The organism is Ensifer adhaerens (assembly GCF_001270265.1).
GTDB lineage: Bacteria > Pseudomonadota > Alphaproteobacteria > Rhizobiales > Rhizobiaceae > Ensifer > Ensifer adhaerens_B.
Window position 1 is genome coordinate 63,594 of the sequence record NZ_LGAP01000003.1, and the last position, 18,461, is coordinate 82,054.

General features: G+C 60.7%; 22 protein-coding genes and 1 pseudogene. 11 read left to right on the forward strand and 12 right to left on the reverse strand.

The genetic code is table 11. The features are described from left to right. Positions 1–95 precede the first annotated feature (95 nt). The 6 genes from AC244_RS09030 to AC244_RS37970 all read left to right on the forward strand — a co-directional run bounded on the left by AC244_RS09030 (position 96) and on the right by AC244_RS37970 (position 3,765). The gene (locus tag AC244_RS09030; RefSeq protein ID WP_234716885.1) at positions 96–533 is read left to right on the forward strand and encodes a hypothetical protein; all 438 of its coding nucleotides are present in this window, start codon (positions 96–98) and stop codon (positions 531–533) included. A 100-nt stretch (positions 534–633) separates the two neighbouring features. Next, positions 634–2,088 carry a multicopper oxidase family protein gene (locus tag AC244_RS09035; protein ID WP_053248497.1) on the forward strand — a complete coding sequence of 485 codons (1,455 nt, stop codon included), beginning with the start codon at positions 634–636 and terminating at the stop codon, positions 2,086–2,088. Between the two features lie 30 nt (positions 2,089–2,118). After that, positions 2,119–2,559, forward strand: coding sequence for a DUF411 domain-containing protein (locus AC244_RS09040; RefSeq protein ID WP_053248498.1), 441 nt, complete (start codon positions 2,119–2,121; stop codon positions 2,557–2,559). Between the two features lie 22 nt (positions 2,560–2,581). Then, a complete protein-coding gene (locus AC244_RS09045; RefSeq protein ID WP_053248499.1) occupies positions 2,582–2,848 on the forward strand; it encodes a hypothetical protein in 267 nt (88 codons plus the stop codon). Positions 2,849–2,851: 3 nt separating this feature from the next. Beyond that, the gene (locus AC244_RS09050; RefSeq protein ID WP_053248500.1) at positions 2,852–3,538 is read left to right on the forward strand and encodes an SCO family protein; all 687 of its coding nucleotides are present in this window, start codon (positions 2,852–2,854) and stop codon (positions 3,536–3,538) included. After that, the gene (locus AC244_RS37970) at positions 3,535–3,765 is read left to right on the forward strand and encodes a GDCCVxC domain-containing (seleno)protein (protein ID WP_082366794.1); all 231 of its coding nucleotides are present in this window, start codon (positions 3,535–3,537) and stop codon (positions 3,763–3,765) included. Before AC244_RS09050 ends, AC244_RS37970 begins: the two co-directional genes overlap by 4 nt. A gap of 66 nt (positions 3,766–3,831) precedes the next feature. Here AC244_RS37970 and AC244_RS09055 read toward each other — a convergent pair whose 3' ends face one another. The 4 genes and pseudogenes from AC244_RS09055 to AC244_RS09065 form a co-directional block, all read right to left on the reverse strand. Then, on the reverse strand, positions 3,832–4,029 hold the full coding sequence (locus tag AC244_RS09055) for a hypothetical protein (protein ID WP_053248501.1): 198 nt from the start codon (positions 4,027–4,029) through the stop codon (positions 3,832–3,834). 109 nt (positions 4,030–4,138) lie between these two features. Next, a pseudogene (petA, locus tag AC244_RS35055) lies at positions 4,139–4,377 on the reverse strand (ubiquinol-cytochrome c reductase iron-sulfur subunit); the annotation flags it as partial. Positions 4,378–4,635: 258 nt separating this feature from the next. Further along, positions 4,636–5,334, reverse strand: a complete 699-nt coding sequence (locus AC244_RS09060; protein WP_053248502.1) for a GntR family transcriptional regulator — start codon at positions 5,332–5,334, stop codon at positions 4,636–4,638. A 175-nt stretch (positions 5,335–5,509) separates the two neighbouring features. After that, complete coding sequence (locus tag AC244_RS09065) at positions 5,510–5,860, reverse strand: hypothetical protein (protein ID WP_234716886.1); 351 nt, start codon at positions 5,858–5,860, stop codon at positions 5,510–5,512. A 473-nt stretch (positions 5,861–6,333) separates the two neighbouring features. Here AC244_RS09065 and AC244_RS09070 point away from each other — a divergent pair, with 473 nt between their 5' ends. The 5 genes from AC244_RS09070 to AC244_RS09090 are packed head-to-tail and all read left to right on the forward strand — an operon-like array spanning position 6,334 to position 11,758. Further along, positions 6,334–7,911, forward strand: a complete 1,578-nt coding sequence (locus AC244_RS09070; protein WP_053248503.1) for a nickel ABC transporter substrate-binding protein — start codon at positions 6,334–6,336, stop codon at positions 7,909–7,911. Positions 7,912–7,922: 11 nt separating this feature from the next. Next, positions 7,923–8,858, forward strand: coding sequence for an ABC transporter permease (locus AC244_RS09075; RefSeq protein WP_053248504.1), 936 nt, complete (start codon positions 7,923–7,925; stop codon positions 8,856–8,858). Further along, positions 8,849–9,757, forward strand: a complete 909-nt coding sequence (locus AC244_RS09080) for an ABC transporter permease (RefSeq protein WP_053248505.1) — start codon at positions 8,849–8,851, stop codon at positions 9,755–9,757. The genes AC244_RS09075 and AC244_RS09080 overlap by 10 nt, the downstream gene beginning before the upstream one ends. Then, the gene (locus tag AC244_RS09085; RefSeq protein WP_053248506.1) at positions 9,750–10,745 is read left to right on the forward strand and encodes an ABC transporter ATP-binding protein; all 996 of its coding nucleotides are present in this window, start codon (positions 9,750–9,752) and stop codon (positions 10,743–10,745) included. The genes AC244_RS09080 and AC244_RS09085 overlap by 8 nt, the downstream gene beginning before the upstream one ends. Further along, positions 10,742–11,758 (forward strand): ABC transporter ATP-binding protein, encoded by a 1,017-nt coding sequence (locus AC244_RS09090; RefSeq protein WP_053248507.1) that lies wholly within the window; start codon positions 10,742–10,744, stop codon positions 11,756–11,758. The genes AC244_RS09085 and AC244_RS09090 overlap by 4 nt, the downstream gene beginning before the upstream one ends. 454 nt (positions 11,759–12,212) lie before the next feature. Here AC244_RS09090 and arsK read toward each other — a convergent pair whose 3' ends face one another. From arsK to AC244_RS09130, 8 genes are all read right to left on the reverse strand, one after another. Next, positions 12,213–13,442 carry an arsenite efflux MFS transporter ArsK gene (gene arsK / locus AC244_RS09095; protein WP_321166223.1) on the reverse strand — a complete coding sequence of 410 codons (1,230 nt, stop codon included), beginning with the start codon at positions 13,440–13,442 and terminating at the stop codon, positions 12,213–12,215. Continuing rightward, positions 13,442–14,836 (reverse strand): FAD-dependent oxidoreductase, encoded by a 1,395-nt coding sequence (locus tag AC244_RS09100; RefSeq protein WP_053248509.1) that lies wholly within the window; start codon positions 14,834–14,836, stop codon positions 13,442–13,444. The genes arsK and AC244_RS09100 overlap by 1 nt, the downstream gene beginning before the upstream one ends. A 56-nt stretch (positions 14,837–14,892) precedes the next feature. After that, on the reverse strand, positions 14,893–15,213 hold the full coding sequence (locus tag AC244_RS09105; protein WP_053248510.1) for an ArsR/SmtB family transcription factor: 321 nt from the start codon (positions 15,211–15,213) through the stop codon (positions 14,893–14,895). A 108-nt stretch (positions 15,214–15,321) separates the two neighbouring features. Next, complete coding sequence (gene arsH / locus AC244_RS09110) at positions 15,322–16,047, reverse strand: arsenical resistance protein ArsH (RefSeq protein WP_053248511.1); 726 nt, start codon at positions 16,045–16,047, stop codon at positions 15,322–15,324. Next, on the reverse strand, positions 16,022–16,450 hold the full coding sequence (arsC, locus tag AC244_RS09115; protein WP_053248512.1) for an arsenate reductase (glutaredoxin): 429 nt from the start codon (positions 16,448–16,450) through the stop codon (positions 16,022–16,024). Before arsC ends, arsH begins: the two co-directional genes overlap by 26 nt. Further along, positions 16,447–17,520 carry an ACR3 family arsenite efflux transporter gene (gene arsB, locus AC244_RS09120; protein WP_053248513.1) on the reverse strand — a complete coding sequence of 358 codons (1,074 nt, stop codon included), beginning with the start codon at positions 17,518–17,520 and terminating at the stop codon, positions 16,447–16,449. The genes arsC and arsB overlap by 4 nt, the downstream gene beginning before the upstream one ends. Continuing rightward, a complete protein-coding gene (locus tag AC244_RS09125) occupies positions 17,520–18,047 on the reverse strand; it encodes an arsenate reductase ArsC (RefSeq protein ID WP_053248514.1) in 528 nt (175 codons plus the stop codon). Before AC244_RS09125 ends, arsB begins: the two co-directional genes overlap by 1 nt. A 49-nt stretch (positions 18,048–18,096) precedes the next feature. Further along, positions 18,097–18,450: an ArsR/SmtB family transcription factor gene (locus AC244_RS09130; protein ID WP_053248515.1), complete on the reverse strand. Its 354-nt coding sequence runs from the start codon at positions 18,448–18,450 to the stop codon at positions 18,097–18,099. Between the last annotated feature and the right edge of the window lie 11 nt (positions 18,451–18,461).

Consider the following 18,461-nt stretch of genomic DNA (forward strand, 5'->3'; position numbering starts at 1 on the left):
GGTCTCATCGGACTCGTACTGATCGCGCTCGTGATCGCGGCGCTCGTCAAGTACCTCTTCTTTCGCTGAGGCGTCCGCCCGCGTCGCATAACGCAATGTTGACGCCCCGGCCCGGCGGGGTGACGCATCATGGCTTGAATTTGCGGGAATTCGGCGCGATCCTCTCTGGTGCCATGAAGCACGTGTCGTTCCGACAGCTTGGCATCGTGTTCCTCGCGGTCCTGGTGGCTGCGGGGATGGGGCTGGCAATCGGCCAGGCGAGCGGCATGGCTGCCAAGATGGCGGTGATGTCCGAAATGGCAGCGTCGGATCACGGTGACTGCCAGGATTGCCCCGAGCAGCCCGCCGATAGCGCTATCAAGGCGATGGCTTGCGGCAATGTTTGCGCCGCTCCCGTGGTCGCGCCGCTACCAGTCGTGGTGCTCCTGCCGATCGGGGAGAAGGTGGCTTCCTTCGCGGCCGGCGGTCTGCTCCTCAATGGCAGGGTGTTGCCGCCCGATCCCGATCCACCACGAACCTCCGACATCGGCTGATTTCCGGCTATCGCGACCCAAGCGACCGAGCCGGACAAGCGAACGCGTGCGCATTGAAGGCCCATGCGTTCCATCATCTCGATGATCGGAAGGATCGAACGTGGCTGAAGAATCCAACAGCGTCGTGTCCCGTCGGAGCCTGCTCCAGGCCGGAGCGGGCCTTCTGCTCGCGACGGCGTTGCCGCCGTTCCCGGCAGGTGCTGCATCGTCCGACGGCTACCGGATTGTCGCAGAACCCGCCCGCGCACGGCTTGCTGGTCTGGATCAGCGCGAGACGGATGTCTGGACCTACAATGGCACTGTGCCAGGCTCGCTCGTCCGGCTCCGCCAGGGCGAGCCCGCTCGCCTCCTCGTCGAGAACCGGCTTGCCCAGGAGACGACCGTCCATTGGCACGGCATAAGGCTGCCCAACGCGATGGACGGTGTGCCCGGACTGACGCAGCTTCCGATCAGGCCGGGCGAGCGCTTCGTCTACGAATTCACGCCACTCGATGCAGGCACCTTCTGGTACCACCCGCATGCCAACAGCCTGGAGCAGCTCGGTCGCGGTCTCGCCGGAGCCGTGATCGTCGAGGAACGCGAAGCCGTCGCCGTCGATCGCGATCTTCTCTGGTTCGTAACCGATTGGAGGCTGAACGAGGACGGTGGGATAGCCTCCGGCTTCGGAAATCGCATGGAGGCGGGGATGTCCGGGCGGGTCGGCAATACCGTCACGCTCAATGGCCGGGTTTCTGAGGCTGAAACGGTACGCGCCGGCGAACGCGTCCGCCTGCGTCTCGTCAACGGATCCCTTGCGCGTATCATGGCGCTGCGTTTCGAAGGGCATCGGCCTGTGATCGTGGCGATCGACGGACAGCCGTGCGATGCGCACGAGCCCGAGCGCGGCCGCATCCTGCTCGGTCCGGCTATGCGTGTCGATGTTATGATCGACATGCAGGCAGACCCGGGGCGGCGCTACGGCGTCATGGACGAATTCTACGAGGGTCTGTCGTACCAACTGACGCAGCTCGCCTATGACGGGCGGTCGCCGCTTCGCGCGCATCCGCTCGATGCTCCGCTTGATCTGTCGCGCAATCCATTGCCGGAGCCAGACCTTGCGGCAGCAGAGCGACAGGATCTGACCATCCAGGGCGGCATGATGAGCGGTATGATGACCGGAACCGGCAGCATGATGGGTGGGGGGATGATGCACGGTACGATGATGGGCATGGGCGGTGCCCCGTCATGGGCGATCAACGGCATGTCGATGACGGGCGACGGTCATGCAGGCATGGAACCTGCCATCACGTTCCAGCGTGGACGCAGCATCATACTGGTGCTGCGCAACGAGACGGCCTGGTGGCACCCGATGCATTTCCATGGTCACAGCCTGAGGGTGCTGAGCCGCAACGGCGTGGCCGTACCGCATCGCCAATGGCAGGACACCGTGTTGATGGCGCCGAAGGACGTCGTCGAAGTCGCCTTCGTCGCCGACAACCCCGGCGACTGGATGCTGCATTGCCACGTGATCGACCACCAGATGGCCGGGCTGATGACCGTGCTTCGTGTCGCCTGAAACAAACAGAGCTAATCAAGGAGAATCGAAATGAACCGCACCATCCGCTTCGCCAGCCTCACCGCTCTCGTTGCTTTCGCCACCCCGGCGCTGGCCGACCCCCTCCAGGCAACACTCTACAAGAACCCGCAATGCGGCTGCTGCGAGGGCTATGCCGCCTATCTTCGGGATAACGGCTTTAACGTCGACGTGAAGCCCACCAACGACCTCGCCGAAATCAGCCGCAAGGCGGGCGTAGCGGAGGGGATGCAGGGCTGCCACACCATGTTCATCGACGGCTATGTGATCGACGGGCACGTGCCGGTGAACGTCATCCGCAAGCTTCTCACCGAGAGGCCAGCGATCGCCGGCATTACCCTGCCAGGAATGCCGATGGGGTCACCCGGCATGGCCGGCACCAAGACCGAGAAGTTCGTGATCTACACCGTGCCCAAGGACGGTAAGGCCCCCTCCGTCTATGCGCAGGAGTGAGGTCGGACGGGAGGTGATCGCCATGACCGAACTCATCATGGAGGCAACATCGAAGGCGGAGGGCGGGCCGACATCCGCCTTGAGTCGTCGGCTGCTGCTGGCGCTGCCGGCTATCGCATTCGTGGGACTGGCCGCCGTGTTTGCTTGGGGCATCAGCCGCGATCCGAGCCAGCTCCCGTTGGCGCTGATCGGTAAGGCAGTGCCGACCTTCGATGCCTCCGCTTCACTCGCGGTTCTGCGGTCGTGCTGCTCGTCCACGCACGGCGATGCCACCGCTTTCGAGAGGTGACCCATGCGCGCATTGCATTCAGCCCTGATTGTCATCGCAATGACGGTGGCTTCCGGCGTCCCGGTGCTGGCACATTCGCTCGAGGAGGTCGATCAGGACCTCCGCGCCAAGGAGACATACTTCCAGGCGGTCGACAAAGAAGGGCCCGCATTCACATTGCAGGATTCGGCGGGCCGCACCGTCAGCCTGTCCGACCTTCGAGGCAAGGTCGTCGTGTTGAACTTCGTCTACACCAACTGCCCGGACGTTTGTCCCCTGCATGCCGAGCGAATCGCGGAACTCCAGACGATGATCAACCGGACGCCGATGAAGGCGATGGTCGAGTTCGTCACCATCACCACGGACCCGAAGCGCGATAGAGGCACGGTGCTCAGCGAGTACGGACAGGGTCTCGACCCGGTGAACTGGATGTTTCTGACCGCAGCGCCGGGCCAGTCGGAAGACAATACCCGCAAGATCGCCGAAGCCTACGGCCTCAAGTTCACCGAAAGCGAAGAGGGCATGCAGATGCACGGCATCGTCACCCACGTGATCGACCAGGATGGCCGTCTCCGAGCCCGCTTTCACGGATTGAAGTTCGAGCCGGTCAATCTGGTCGTCTTCGTCAACGCGCTCACCAACCGGACCCAGAAATCCCACGGACATCCGGAACCGGGGTTGTGGGAACGATTGAAGGGATTGATACGATGACGACCGACGAGTCCCGCAGCCCGTCCATTCTCGAATCCGTGCTGACCTGCCCGCATTGCGGCTTTGCAAAACGCGAGACCATGCCCTTGGATGCCTGTCTGTTCTTCTATGAATGCCTCAGTTGCAAAACCCTGCTACGCCCAAATCCCGGTGACTGCTGCGTTTTTTGCTCGTTCGGTTCAGTGAAGTGCCCGCCGATCCAACAGCAGCACGGGTGCTGCGGGTAGGGCTCGGCTCCGATTTCCGAGGCGATTTCCCGGTTTATCGACCTGTTCAGGGCGGCACCTGCGCTCCTAACGAAGTTTGGCCACGGTGCGATACGCGTTGATCAATGCTTCACGACCACCTGACAGCCCGGCGCGGCTGCCCTTTTCGCTCGACGCTTCGAGTGCTCGCAGCAGGTGCTCGGCGACGTCCAGCCGACCCTGTCGGCAAGCTTGTTTGAACAGAGTGAGGATGTTCTCTTCTAGTTTGTCGGCGCGACGGTCCATTCCTGGTGACCTCCATGCTGGACGGAATCTTACGGCTTCCAACGATGGCAAGGTCAAGCAAACAGAAGGAGGAGAGTATCCCGTTCCAGCTTCTTGGAGCGTCAAGGCGCTATCCGATCCTGATCCTCTGATCATCGAGGAAGGCGTAGGGCAGGATTTGAAGGTTGTGCGGTGCGGGGCCTTTTCGAACCCGTCCCGAAGCATCGTAGATCGAGCCGTGGCAGGGGCAGAACCAGCGGCCGTAGGGGCCGCGCGGATCGCTGTCTTTTGGCCAAGCGGGATACAGCCGAGGTGAGTACAGACGCCCACCAAGATCAGCCATTCTGGCCGCGGCGCGCGTTCGCTGTCGGTGCTGAAGACGTCGGCCATGGCACCACCGTCCCGAGGAGAACCTTCGTCCTTTCTCTCCCGTTCATCGATCCATCCGCCTCCGTCGCGGTCACGTCAACGCTTCTTGGAGCGAGACGGTGAGCCAGTGTTTCGGAGATCGCGTGATCGGCCGGACGACCGACCTTTTACGCTCATTGCAGAAGCAAAGATGAGCTGCGCAGTGCAACGATCGAGGCGCATTTCAAGTCGCTCGACCAGCCTGTCCAAGTGCCCGATTCAGCGCAACCGGAGAATGTCCGCGAGCCGTTCCTGCTTCTTTGCCGCGAGGCCGACGTCGAGCCCCGACAGGACATCCTCCAGATGGCTTTTCATCAGCTCGGCGGATTGAGCGGCGTTGCCATCGGCGATTGCCTCGACCAAAGCCGCATGCGCATGGCTTTCGCAGGTTGTCTCGCGTTTTTTCCAGTAAAGCGCGACCACGAGGGAAGAGCTGGAGACCAGTTCGCGAACGAAATTTGTGAGCACGGTATGATTGGCGATCTCGGCGATTTCTATATGGAATTGCGCGGATGCTGCGATAGCGTCGCTTGTGTCGCCGGAGCCGACGGCCTCGTGCTCGGCCTGCATGTGCTTGCGCAGCTTGGCGACATCCGACTTCTTGGCGACCTCTGCGGCGATAGCTGCAACTTTCGGCTCGATCAAGAGCCGTGCTTCAAAGACCTCACGTGCTTCCTGCTTGGTCGGGCTGGAAATGAAGGTGCCACGATTTGGCTGGAGTTGCGCGAGCCGATCGTGTGTCAGCGCCTGCAGCGCCGATCGAACAACGGTTCGGCTGACATCATAGATCGATGCCAGTTCATCCTCGGGCAGTTTCGTCCCGGGTGCCAGCCGATGACTGACGATCGCATCGCGCAGCGCGACATAGATCGGCCACCAACTGGTCTGCTTCTCGACGAATCGGTCGCCTTTAAACATGGAGTTGTCTCGAACACCTTAAACCCGCGATTTATTATCTTAGTGGTTTTGCGTCTAGCCGGTGTAGGCGACTCCAAGCAAAGTATCGTCGATAGTTGCAGCAAGGGGGATCATTCCTCGCAGTCAATGCGGTGTTGTTGCGAGCGGGGGACCGGGTTGGTGGCCGAAGCGCCACTTACAAATCGGCGCTTCGGTACGCCGGAGCGTTAAGGCCGCTCGGCCGTTCCATCGAGGTTCTGTCCGCCGGCCCCAGACGGGATGCTGGGTTTTCTGACCTACCCTTCGCCTCGGGCACCGGCCCGCCGTAGCCGGTAGCGATATCGTGGTGAACGAACTCGTCCGGCTTTGTCAGCACGAACTGATTGTCGGCGACGATGTAGTTGTTGGCATGCAAGCGGGCGATAGGCTGGTAGACTTCCGGAAGGACATAGCGGCCGCTCGCATCGAGGCATTCGTCGCGGACATACATCTGCACGACTTCGCCGATGACGATCGAGCGGCGGCCGTAATCGAGGATCTGCGACACGCGGCATTCCATGGCGCAGGGTGATTCCTGGATACGCGGCGGTGCGACCTTGATGGAACGTCAGCCCGGAGACCTGGATTTCGTCGACATCGCTGGGGAGGTTGATGCCGGTGATGATCATCTCCTTGGCGATCGCCATGTCCACCATGTGAGTGACGAATTCGCCATACCGCCACCCACATTGTATACAATAATCATCGATATTGCTGAAAGCATCAGGCGTCTAAGGTGCTCAGGATTCGCGCCTTCGGCACCTCGTTGCAGGCTTAGCGCGGCGAGAGAGCCAATAATCCCAGATCATCCTCCTCCTGATGTTCGTCGATTTCGCATTTCGCCTGCCAAAGTGTCGACAATCTAAAATACGATCTTGACGCAATATTGTATGCATGAGACAGTCCATATGTCTATACAAAACGGCGTGGAGGCCGCTTGTATCGACGGCGCGAGGAGCGCCAAAACGGAGGAGAAAACTCATGTCAGTGAATAGGCGTACGTTCCTGCAGGGGGCGGCCGGCGCTATCGGCTTGGCTATGGCGCAGGGTGCTTTGTCGAAAATTGTCTATGCGCAAGGTGCCGCGGGCACGCTCAGGGTTGCTATCGCCAAACCTGCCGGCAACCTCGATCCGCAAAGCCATTATGCGATCTGGGCGATCCAGGATCTGATGTTCGAGCCGCTCGTGAAATACGGTAAGGGCGGCCAGATCGAACCTTGCCTGGCGACCGACTGGAAGATCGAAGACGGCGGCAAGACGCTGCATCTGACGTTGCGCGAGGGCGTGACGTTCCAGGATGGCACCAAGTTCGATGCTGCCTCGTGCAAATGGAATCTCGAGCGCTGGATGGGCCTCGACCAGTTCAGTTGGATGAATTGCTCAAAGCATTTCCAGTCGCTGGACGTGGTCGACGACTACCACATCACCCTGAATTTCAAGGAGCCGGTGCTCGCGCTCATGCAGGAACTCTCCTACACGCGGCCGACGCGTTTCCTTTCGCCCAAATCTGTGGGTGCCGACGGCAAGTTCGGCGAGCCTGTGGGCACCGGGCCGTGGCGTCAGATCAGCGCGGATGATACCCAGAGCGTCTTCGAGCATCACGAAGGCTACTGGGGCGAGTTGCCGTCCTATGAACGCCTTGAAGCCAAGGTCATTCCCGATGCGCGGTCGCGGGTTGCGGCGTTGCGTGCCGGCGAACTTGACCTGGTCGGCGGCTTCTGGATCGCGCCCTTGACCCCGGAAGAGGGCAAGCAGCTCGAGGCGGCCGGCTTCAATGTCGTCGTCGATCCGGGCAACGTCACGCTGGTGATGGCATTCAATCCCGACCGCGCCGAGGCGCTCAGGGATGCGCAGGTGCGCAAGGCCGTCAGCATGGGCATCGATCGCGCAGCTATCTCCAAGGTGCTCTACCACGGCTACGCGAAGCCCGCCGGCAATATGTTCTCGGGCGCTTTGCCCTATGCCGGAACGCAATATGACGCACCCGCCCGCGATGCTGCGGCGGCATCGGCACTGCTCGAAAAGGCGGGCTGGACGGGTAGCCCCATCCGATCCAAGGATGGCAAGCCGCTGGCGCTGGAGCTGGTTGTCAGCCCGGATGCCGTGCCGGGGTCGCGTGTGATTGCCGAAGTCATCCAGTCCGAGATGAAGGAGATCGGCATCGATCTCGTCATCCGCTCGGTCGACCATGCCTCCAAGCACACGGACATGCTGGAGCAGAAGTATGACCTCGGCTTCTTCCTGACCTACGGCGCGCCCTACGATCCGTTCGGCTCGATCGTGGGACTGTGCCTGTCGACCTTCCACAACGACGTCGAGGGCAAGCTGGTCACCGATCCGACCAATCTGGATCCATTGATCAACGCAGCGATGGCGGCAACGGGGGATCAGATTCAGCCGACCATTCAGAAGGTCTATGACTGGCTGCGGGACAATGACGCGATTGCGCCGCTGGTCTACGTGCCGAGCATCTGGGCGCATTCCAAGCGGGTGCACGGCTTCAGCAGTCCGGTGACCGAATACGACATGCCGTACGAAAACATTTTGCTGGCCGAATAGGGGAGGGTACCTTGATCCACTTCATCAGCAAGCGGCTGAAGCATTCCCTGGTCCTTTTGTTCATGGCGTCCCTGGTTTGCTTCACACTCGTGGTGTCGGCACCCGGTAATGTTGCCGTCCTGATCGCCGAGCTTCGCGGGGCGGTCGCTACACCGGGTTATGTCGAACAGGTCGCCGAAGAGATAGGACTGCACAAGCCACTGCTGATGCGCTACGTGGATTGGCTTGGCGATGCTGTTCGCGGCGACTTCGGCATTTCCTACAGAACAGGAACGGACGTCAGCGCGGACCTGGCGAACCGGATGTTCGTGACCGGGACCCTGATTGTAGGTTCGGCTGCAATCGCCACCCTCATCAGCCTGGCTTTGGGGTTCCTCGGTGCCTTTTGGCCCTACAAATTGCCGGACCGCGTATCGCGCGGTCTGGCGCTCCTCGGCGCGTCGACGCCGACGTTCTTCGTCGGTGCGCTGATGATCTATGGCTTCTCCGTCACCTTCCAGCTCTTGCCGTCGTTCGGTTTCAACGGCCCGAAAAGCTGGATCCTGCCATGGCTCACCGTCGCCGTTCTTCCGGCCGCAGTCCTCAGTCGCGTTGTGCGGGTCGGTTTGGAGGAGGCGATGACGAGTCCTTTCGTTCTGACCGCGAAAAGCAAGGGCCTCGGCCGCACTGCCATCTTGTTCCGGGAAGCGTTGCCCAACATCACACCCCTCTTCATCAATGCGCTCGGCACCCAAGTCGGTTTGATGACAGCGACAGCGATCATCGTCGAACCGCTTTTCGCCTGGCAGGGCCTTGGGGATTATTTCCTCGCCGGCGTCCGCTTTCGCGACTTCATGGTGGTGCAGGCATGCCTGCTCATCTTCCTGACCTTCTTTATCGTGGTGAATCTGATCGTCGATCTAGCGGTTCTTTTGACCGATCCGCGCATTCGCCGCCAATGGAGCTGATCATGAACATGCTCAATCCTATCCTGGCCCGATTGAAGAAGATGCCGCGGGCGGCATTGATTACCATCGGCCTATTCGTTGCTCTGGGTACTTTCGCGCCCTGGCTTGCACCCCAGGACCCAAGCGCCCAAAACCTGCTGGAGGCCGGTCTCGGTCCAATGGCCGCACACTGGCTCGGAACCGATCACCTCGGACGTGATACGTTCAGCCGTTTGATTATCGCTGCGAACACGTCGCTGGTGAGCGTCGGCTCGGTTCTCGGCATCGCCATGACCATCGGTATCGTGCTCGGAACGATCGCTGGTTACCACCGGGGCTGGGTGGACGACCTCCTGATGCGCATCGTTGATGTGGGTCTGTCCGTACCGAGCCTGATCATCTCGCTGGCCGTGATCGGGATCGTCGGCCCCGGATACTGGACCATGGTGCTGGCGCTGGCACTTGCCTGGTGGCCCATGAGTGGGCGTATCAGCCGCGCCGTGGCCGTCAGCATCATGAGCAAGCCGCATATCGAGGCGCTGCGGGTGCTCGGTGCCAGCCCCTGGCGCATCTATTTCGGTCATCTCCTTCCCGGCACGATCGGCTCGGTAATGGTCTATGCCACGGCCGACGCCGGCACGGCTGCCCTGGCGGTCGCGACGCTGAGCTTCCTCGGCCTCGGCATTCAGCCGCCGACGCCGGAATGGGGCCAGATGCTCGTCGACGCGTTGCCCTATCTCGAATCCGACCCGCGTCAGGTTCTGTTACCGGGACTTGCCCTCACGGCAGCCGTCATCGGCTTCAACACCCTCGGGGAGTCCATCGCTCTCAACCGCATTCCAAAACCCCTCACTCGCCGCATGCTCGCAGCGCGCCGGCTTGAGGTCGCAAGCTGGGACAAGGAGAATTCCGATGCGTGACGAGGCGCTCCTGAACGTCAGCAACCTGACGGTCAATCTGTTGACCGCGAAATCGGCGGTCCGCCCGGTCGACGGTGTCAGCTATTCGGTCCGGCAGGGCGAATGTCTCGCCATCGTCGGCGAAAGCGGCAGCGGCAAGACGGTGATGAACTTCGCACCGCTCGGGCTGATGCCGACGGGCGTGACGACCATGCTCTCCGGCTCTGTCAAGCTCGAGGGGCGCGAACTGATCGGCTTGCCTGAGCCCGAGATCCAGAAGCTTCGCGGCAAGTCCGTCGGCTTCATCTTCCAGGACCCGATGAGTGCCCTCAACCCTGTGCGCCGCATTGGGCGGCAGATTGCCGAGATGGCCGAATTGCATCTCAACATGACGCCCAGGGCGGCCGAGGCACGTGCCCTCGAGCTCGTGAAGCTTGTCGGGATCTCCGATCCTGTGGCCCGGCTCCGGCAATATCCGCATGAGCTTTCCGGTGGGCTGCGGCAACGCATCGTCATCGCGATTGCGCTTGCGGGCGAGCCGAAGCTGTTGATCGCCGACGAACCTACCACCGCGCTCGACGTGACGGTTCAGGCGCAAATCTTGCGGCTGTTAAAGGACGTGCAGCGCCGGCTCGACATGGCGATGGTGCTGATCACGCACGACATGGGCGTGGTCGCCGGCGCCGCCGACAACATCGTCGTCATGTATGCGGCGCGCGCTGCTGAATGCGGTCCGGTGGACAAGGTTCTCGTCAGCCCACGTCACCCCTACACCAGGGGCTTGATCAACGCGATACCGAGGCGGGAGGATCCAATTGGGTCGGAGTTCAGAGGTCTCCCCGGCATTCCGCCGACGCTCGGTGCGCCGATCAAGGGCTGCGCACTTGCGCCGCGTTGCGAGCTTGCCGTCCCCGCATGCAGCAATAGCCGCCCCCCGTTGGTCCGGTCGGACGACAGCTCGGTTCTCGTGGCTTGCCCCGTCGTCAATCAAGGAAAGGCCGCCGCATGACACAAGCACCGGTTCTTAAAGTCGAAAATCTCCAGACGCGCTTCAAAAGCGTTCAGCGGGGCAAATTTGTCCATGCCGTCGATGATGTCTCGATCGAACTCTATCCCGGTGAGATCGTCGGACTGGTCGGTGAATCCGGCTGTGGCAAGTCGACGCTCGGACGCACCATCGTCGGGCTTGAGAAGGCAAGCAGCGGACGGGTGTTGCTCGACGGTGTCGACCTCAGCGCCCTATCGGGCGCAGCCCTCCGTGACAGCCGTCGGGCGCTGCAATATGTCTTCCAGGATCCCTATTCATCCTTGAACGATCGTCAGACGGTGGGTGAAGCCATCGATGAAGCTCTCGTCATCGCAGGCACCAGAACGCTCGAGGAGCGGGATCGTCGCACGAAGGAGCTTCTGGATCAGGTAGGCCTTGCGTCCGCGGTCAGGGACCGTCACACGCGAGAACTCTCGGGCGGTCAGCGCCAGCGCGTGGCAATTGCCAGATCGCTCGCCGTGAACCCGAGGGTGCTGATCTGCGACGAGCCGGTGAGCGCGCTCGATCTTTCGATCCGCGCGCAGGTGATGAACCTGTTTCTGCGCCTGCAGAAGGATCTGGGTGTAGCATGCCTGTTCATCGCCCATGATCTGGCACTGGTGCGGCAGGCGGCTTCGCGGGTCTATGTCATGTACCTCGGCAGGATCGTCGAGCATGGCCCGTCCCAGGAGCTCTACGATCGTCCGAGCCACCCCTATTCGCAGATGCTGTTGGCATCCGCGCCCGAGGTGGATCCGCGGATCGAAAAGCACCGCAGAGGACCACTGATGATCGGTGAAGTCCCCAGTCCGACAAACCCGCCGTCGGGCTGCCGGTTCCGGACCCGCTGCCCCCTGGCGGTGGACGACTGTGCCAAGGCAATGCCGCCGTCCCATGGCCTTTCGCCGGGCCACAGCGCCGCCTGCATCTTTGCCGCGGACCTACATCGCGGTAAGCGGTCGGCTCTCCTTCACCAGGAGGCATCGGCCGCGTGAATTGGGAGGAAGCGCTTGCCGACGGCGAACCGGCATCGGCGGCGCTTTCGATCAGTTTAGATGTTGCTATTCCCCCCGCGTCCCCATGATCTGGATGCGCGCCTGCCCCGCTATCAAGCGGGGCCTTTTTTGTCGCTGTGGCTTGATCTCCGGCCACAAGGCTGCCCGATGACTTACGCTCGGCTTCAAGTCAACGCTGTCAGTCGCTAGCTCGCCCTGGCCAGAAGTGGTGGATGACGGTCGCGCGGTCGTTGGTCAGGCCGGGCACGGGACGCGATCCCGAGAGGTCGCTTCTGGCCCGATCCCTCGCTCAAGCGGAGCGGCTTGCCGGTTCCGAAACTTTCGAGGAACCGCCCAACGATTGAGCCGTGGCCAATAAGAACCACTCATCCAGAGAGTAGCTCTCGTCCTCGTCTTCGGTGTTGCACACCTTCATATCTGAGGCGTTCTGAGATCACTGAATCCGTCTGACGTTCACCGTTTGTGGAAGAACCACAGGGCGCCGCTCGAGTGACACGATTGCAAGGAATGCCAAAACCCCTGCCAAACCCACCGCTACCGTCACCCAGATCGAGGCCACGACGCCGAATCCTGCCATCGACATGGACATAGCGAGCGGGGCAATCGCCGACATCATCTGTTTGGCTGACGTGGCCCAGCCGAGACGACTGCCGTAACCCTTTGATCCAAACAATTCGAGCGGCAATGTCCCCCCGACAATGCTTGTGAGACCGGAGCCCAGTCCAAAGCAGATTGCGAACATTACCGCTCCGGGCACCCACGGTGTCGTCATCAGAAGGATCGTCAGACCGATTGGTAGAAGTCCAGTCGCGATGACGGCCAGCCATTTCTGCGACAGCTCGCGGCCGAAGAGCAGGTTGATCAGGCGGCTTGCAACCTGGGCTGGACCGAACAGGGAAGCAACCAGCAGACCTGCTGCACCAAACCCGAGCGCCTGTGTCAGCGGTACCATGTGAACCAGGATCGCCGACAGGGCATAGCCCTCGATGGCAAAGCCGAGCAGCATCAGCGAGAACAGCAGTGTTCCGTTCGCAATAGGGCGGTGTTCGCTAATAGGGGCGGTGCTGGTCTTGGAGACTGACACTGCTGTGGTCGTCAGCCGGGCAAGCGCCAAGTGCACTGGAAGGCAAATGAAGAGGTTCAACGCTGCGAACAGCAGATAGACTTCCCTCCAGGACAGAAAACCATGCAGCCAGGACGTCAGCGGCCAGAAGACCGAGGAGGCGAAACCTGCGATCAGCGTCAGGTGAACAATGGATTTCTGCGCATTTTGTCCTCCAGTCTGAACAATTGCAGTGAACGCGGTGGCGTAGAGAACGGCGACCGAAACGATCTCGGTCAGCGCCAGTGCGACAGCGAAGGTGATCGGTCCGGTGGAGACGGCCATCAAGACGAGTGTTGCGGACGCCAGCAGCGATCCTGCCGCCATCAACCGCCCCGCGCCAATCCTGTCGGCAAGGTATCCTGACAGGGGCGCGGCGAGGCTCCCAACTAGAAGAGCTACCGAGAAAGCTCCAAACACCCATTGCTGCGATTTGCCGATATCTTCTGCGATTTCCGGCACAAGGATACTGAACGCATAGTAGAGGGTGCCGTATCCGATGATTTGCGTTGCGCCGAGCCCCGCAAGCGCCCATGCGGGTAGCTTCCGTTCTCCCATCATCACGCTCGCTCTTCTTCGACAACTGGTGCCGCACAGCCGCATCCGGATTTTCCATCGGCCTTCGCGGTCGCATCAGCGACACAGCAGGCGTCCGCTTCTACGGGCGCGGGTCCGCCGCAGCATCCCGATGTGGCGTTTACTGCGAGATCGACGGAGCACACACCCGTTTCAGGAAGAACCAGTTCCACCCGTCGTGCGGCAACGTGATCTCCCGCAAGCTCTGCGACCACGGAACGAACCTGTTCGTAGCCGGTCTTCATCAGGAATGTTGGAGCGCGGCCATAGGATTTCGAGCCGACAATGTAGAAGTCCTTCTCCGGATGAGCCAATTCGATGACGCCGTGGGGCGGAACGGTACCGCAGGAATGAAGGTTCGGATCGATCAGTGGAGCCAGGGCTGGCGGAGCCTCGACGGCAGGATCGAGATCAATGCGGAGTTCTCTGAGAAACGATAGGTCGGGCCGGAAGCCAGTCGTGACCACCACCCGGTCTAGTGCCAGTCTCACTGGCTCTCCGTTTGCCATGGCCTTGACGACGATCCCTTCGTCTTCGGATTTCACGCTCCTGGCGGAAAAGGACGTCAGCATTCTGAGGCGACCCTCGTCCATGGCCTTCTTCGCAGCCAGTCCGAGGGCACCGCGCTCGGGAAGCTGGTCATTGAGACCGCCGCCGAGCAGGCGGGCCACACCATGATGGCGGAGCGCCCAGAAGATTTCGGTCGCAGGATCACTCTCCTGAAGTTCCAGCAGGGCCAGGGCGACATTGATTGCTGAGTGACCGCTTCCGACAACCAGTGTTCGCTTGCCGGCGAAGTCAGACCGCCTGACCCCGGCAACGTCCGGTATGCCATAGGAAACCCTGCTGGAGGTGCGTTCGCCGACGACGGGCAGACCGTTGATCCCCATCGGGTTCGGTTGCATCCAGGTGCCGGAGGCATCGATGACAGCTCGTGCCAGAACTTCGTGCTCGCCCCCGGTATCGTCGTATCGGACCACGAAAGGCGCATCCTGACGGCCGTTTGATGAGACCTTGTCAAATCCCTGGCGGGTAATCGCCGTGACCGTTGTGGCGAGCTTCAGGTTGGCCGCGACCTTGGGAACACCCGCCAACGGCAGAAGATAGTTTTCAACGATTTCCCGGCCCGTCGGCACACCGTCAGGCTGCGGGGCGTTCCAGCCGAGATCATCGAGCAATCGTCGCGCGGCATCGTCGATGTTGTATTTCCAGGGGGAGAAAACCCGCACATGGCCCCAGTCGATCAGGGACGAGCCTACGGAAGCTCCCCGCTCCAAGATAAGGGGCGTGATGCCTGCCTCCACCAATCTTGCCGCAGCCGCGAGTCCAACGGGACCAGCGCCAATGACAGCGACCGGAAGCTTTTCAGGGAATGCCATGTGCTTGTCCTTTCGTATTTCTGGAAATTTCGAAATTTGAATACAAAAAAACGCCTTCAGGCCACGGTTTCGCGGGTTTGCTTCAAGCATCCCGCATCGGCGCAGCACTCGTCAGCGAGGTAACCGATCAGGGCATTCATGTGCTTGTAGTTCGCGGTACAGATCAGCGTCGTCGCCTGACGGTCCTGGATAACAAGGCCAGTGTCGATGAGTCGCTTCAGATGGTGTGAAAGCGTGGACGCTGGAATTTCCAGCTTTTCTTGGAGCCTCCCGACCGGCAGGCCATCGTCACCTGCACGCACGAGCGCACGATAAATCTGGAGGCGTGTGACGTTGCCGAGGGCTTCGAGTTGGGATGCTGCTTTTTCGATAATCATGGAAATAGGCTACGGCCCCACCCACGTTCTCGTCAAGTTGTTATTTCCATGATTGTCGAAATATTGGCAAGGCGAGCGACCTGATCGTCTCGCGGTTGGTGCTGCATGTCAGATGGCCTTGAGCTGGACACGCTTTTCCAGCTTCTCCGCATCCTCTTTCCGCTCGCTATAGCGGTCGGTGAGGTAGGGCGACGCATCTCGGGTAAGCCAGGTAAATTTCACCAGCTCTTCGCAGACATCGACGACGCGGTCGTAAAAGGACGACGGTCTCATCCGCCCGTCGGCGTCGAATTCCTGCCATGCCTTGGCAACCGAAGACTGGTTCGGGATCGTGATCATCCGCATCCAGCGGCCAAGAATGCGCATCTGGTTGACGGCGTTGAAGGACTGGCTGCCACCAGACACTTCCATGACGGCCAGTGTCTTGCCTTGCGTCGGTCTGATGGAACCGATGGAAAGCGGTATCCAGTCAATCTGGGCCTTCATAATGCCTGTCATCGCGCCATGCCGCTCGGGGCTAACCCAGACCTGGCCTTCCGACCACTCGGAAAGATCGCGCAGTTCCTTCACCTTGGGATGGCTGACCGGCGCTTCATCGGGCAGCGGCAGGCCCTTCGGATCGAAGACCCGTACTTCGCAGCCGAAGTGCTCCAGCAGGCGACGAGCTTCGTGAGCGAGAAGTCGGCTGTAGGAGATTTCACGGAGCGAGCCGTAGAGGATCAGGATACGCGGCTTGTATGTCGAGAACTGAGGACGCAACGCATCGACATCAGGCATGCGAAAGTGCTCAGTGGCGGCAGGGAATGCTTCAGACAATGCGCTGGCCCTTCTCATCGAGGACCCGTTCGCCGTCTTCCTTGGTGAAAGCGCCCTTGTGGGTATCGGGAAGGATTTCAAGGACGACTTCGGACGGACGGGAAAGTCGCGTACCCATCGGCGTGATGACGAACGGCCGATTGATGAGGATGGGGTGCTTCAGCATGGCGTCGAGCAACTGTTCATCTGTCAGCTCCGGGTTATCGAGGCGGAGTTCCGCGTACGGCGTGCCTTTTTCGCGAATTGCCTCACGGACGGTAAGTCCCGCATCGGCAATCATTTGCACGAGTTGGTCACGCGTTGGAGGCGTGTCCACATATTCGATGACAGTCGGCTCGATGCCCGCGTTGCGGATCATCTCCAGCGTGTTGCGGGACGTTCCGCAGCCGGGGTTGTGGTAGATGGTGACGTCCATGATCATGCCCTTTCGGCGATAGTTTTTTCGATGACGGTGTTTCTGGCGACGGATGGGCTTGCTTCGTACCAGCCCTTGGAACGGTTCACGATCCAGACGACGGACAGCATCACCGGCACCTCGATGAGGACCCCAACGACGGTTGCCAGCGCAGCACCCGACTGGAAGCCGAACAGGCTGATGGCGGCCGCGACCGCGAGCTCGAAGAAGTTTGATGCCCCAATCAGTGCGGATGGCCCGGCAACGCAATGCTGTTCGCCGGACATGCGGTTCAACAGGTATGCGAGGCCCGAATTGAAGTAGACCTGGATCAGGATCGGAACGGCAAGCAGCGCAATGATCGTCGGCTGGGCGATGATCTGTTCGCCCTGGAAACCAAACAATAGGACCAACGTTGCCAGCAACGCCACGAGCGATAGGGGCTGTAGCTTGGCCAGGAGCCCATCGAGAGCCTTCGTCGTGCCATCGGCCATCAGCATTTTCCGGAGGACCTGCGAGATCGCCACCGGGATGAGGATGTACAGAGCGACCGAGATTATCAGCGTGTCCCACGGCACGGTGATCGCCGAAAGACCGAGCAGCAGGCCGACGATGGGAGCGAACGCGACAATCATGATCGCGTCGTTGAGCGCGACCTGCGAAAGCGTGAAATGCGGCTCACCCTTCGTCAGGTTGGACCAGACGAAGACCATGGCGGTGCAAGGGGCTGCGGCAAGAATGATCAGCCCGGCGATGTAGGAGTCGATCTGATCTTCGGGCAGCCACGAGCGAAATAGGTAGCCCACGAACAGCCAGCCGAGCAACGCCATTGAGAAAGGCTTGACCGCCCAGTTGATGAACAGGGTGACACCGATTCCGCGCCAGTAGCTACCGACCTTGGACAACGATCCGAAGTCGATCTTCAACAGCATGGGAATGACCATCAGCCAGATGAGGATGGCCACGGGAATATTGACCTTGGCGACTTCCGCTGCACCGATGGCCTGGAAGACGCCTGGCAAGAAATGACCAAGCGCAATGCCAACGAGAATGCAGAGAAACACCCAGACGGTAAGGTATCGTTCAAACGCGGACATCAGCTTGCCTTCTCCTGGGGCTGCGAGGAGCCTTCCATCTTGCCGATCTGGCGCAGATGCTGCTCAAGGGCGAGCTTGTCGATTGAGGAATGCGGAAGACTGAGAAACGCCGATATGCGGTTCTTGAGGAACCTCGCTGCTTGAGCGAAGGCCTTTTGCACCTCGACTTCTGTCCCTTCAACGGCTGCCGGGTCTTCGACACCCCAATGTGCGGTCATGGGATGGCCGATCCAAACTGGGCACGCTTCGCCCGCCGCGCTGTCGCAGACGGTGAAGATGAAGTCCATCTGCGGTGCGCCTGGCTCAGCGAAGACGTCCCAGCTTTTCGAGGAAAACCCCGTGGATGGATAACCGAGTGCCTCAAGCTCCTTAATGGCGTGAGGATTGACCTCGCCCTTTGGATTGCTGCCAGCGGAATGGGCGCGGAAGCGGCCCTTGCCCTCGGCATTGAGGATGGATTCGCCAAGAATAGAGCGAGCAGAATTGCCCGTGCACAAGAAGAGCACGTTATAAACACGGTCAGACATTGTCCTTGTCCCTAGTGGTGTTGATCCGGCTTTTGAGAAATACGGAAGCTCATGCGCTCGCCTTCACGGGCGGGCAGCACGGTGTGAGTTCGGCGATGAGCGGCATGCAAATCTCCGCGTTGCCCCCACAGCAGTCCTTGATTAGGAACAGCGTCAGTTCGCGGAGCACATCGAGGTTTGCGCGGTAGATGATTGAACGGCTTTGACGCTCTCCGGATATTAGCCCAGCCTGAGCCAGCGTCTTCAGATGTGCCGACATAGTATTTTGCGGCACGCCGATAATCCTCGCCAACTCGCCGACGGGCAGGCCGTCAGGCTCATGCTTGACGAGGAGGCGGAACGTGTCGAGACGGGTGCTCTGTGCAAGAGCGCCGAGTGCAGTGATAGCTTTTGAGTTATCCATATATCCGCATT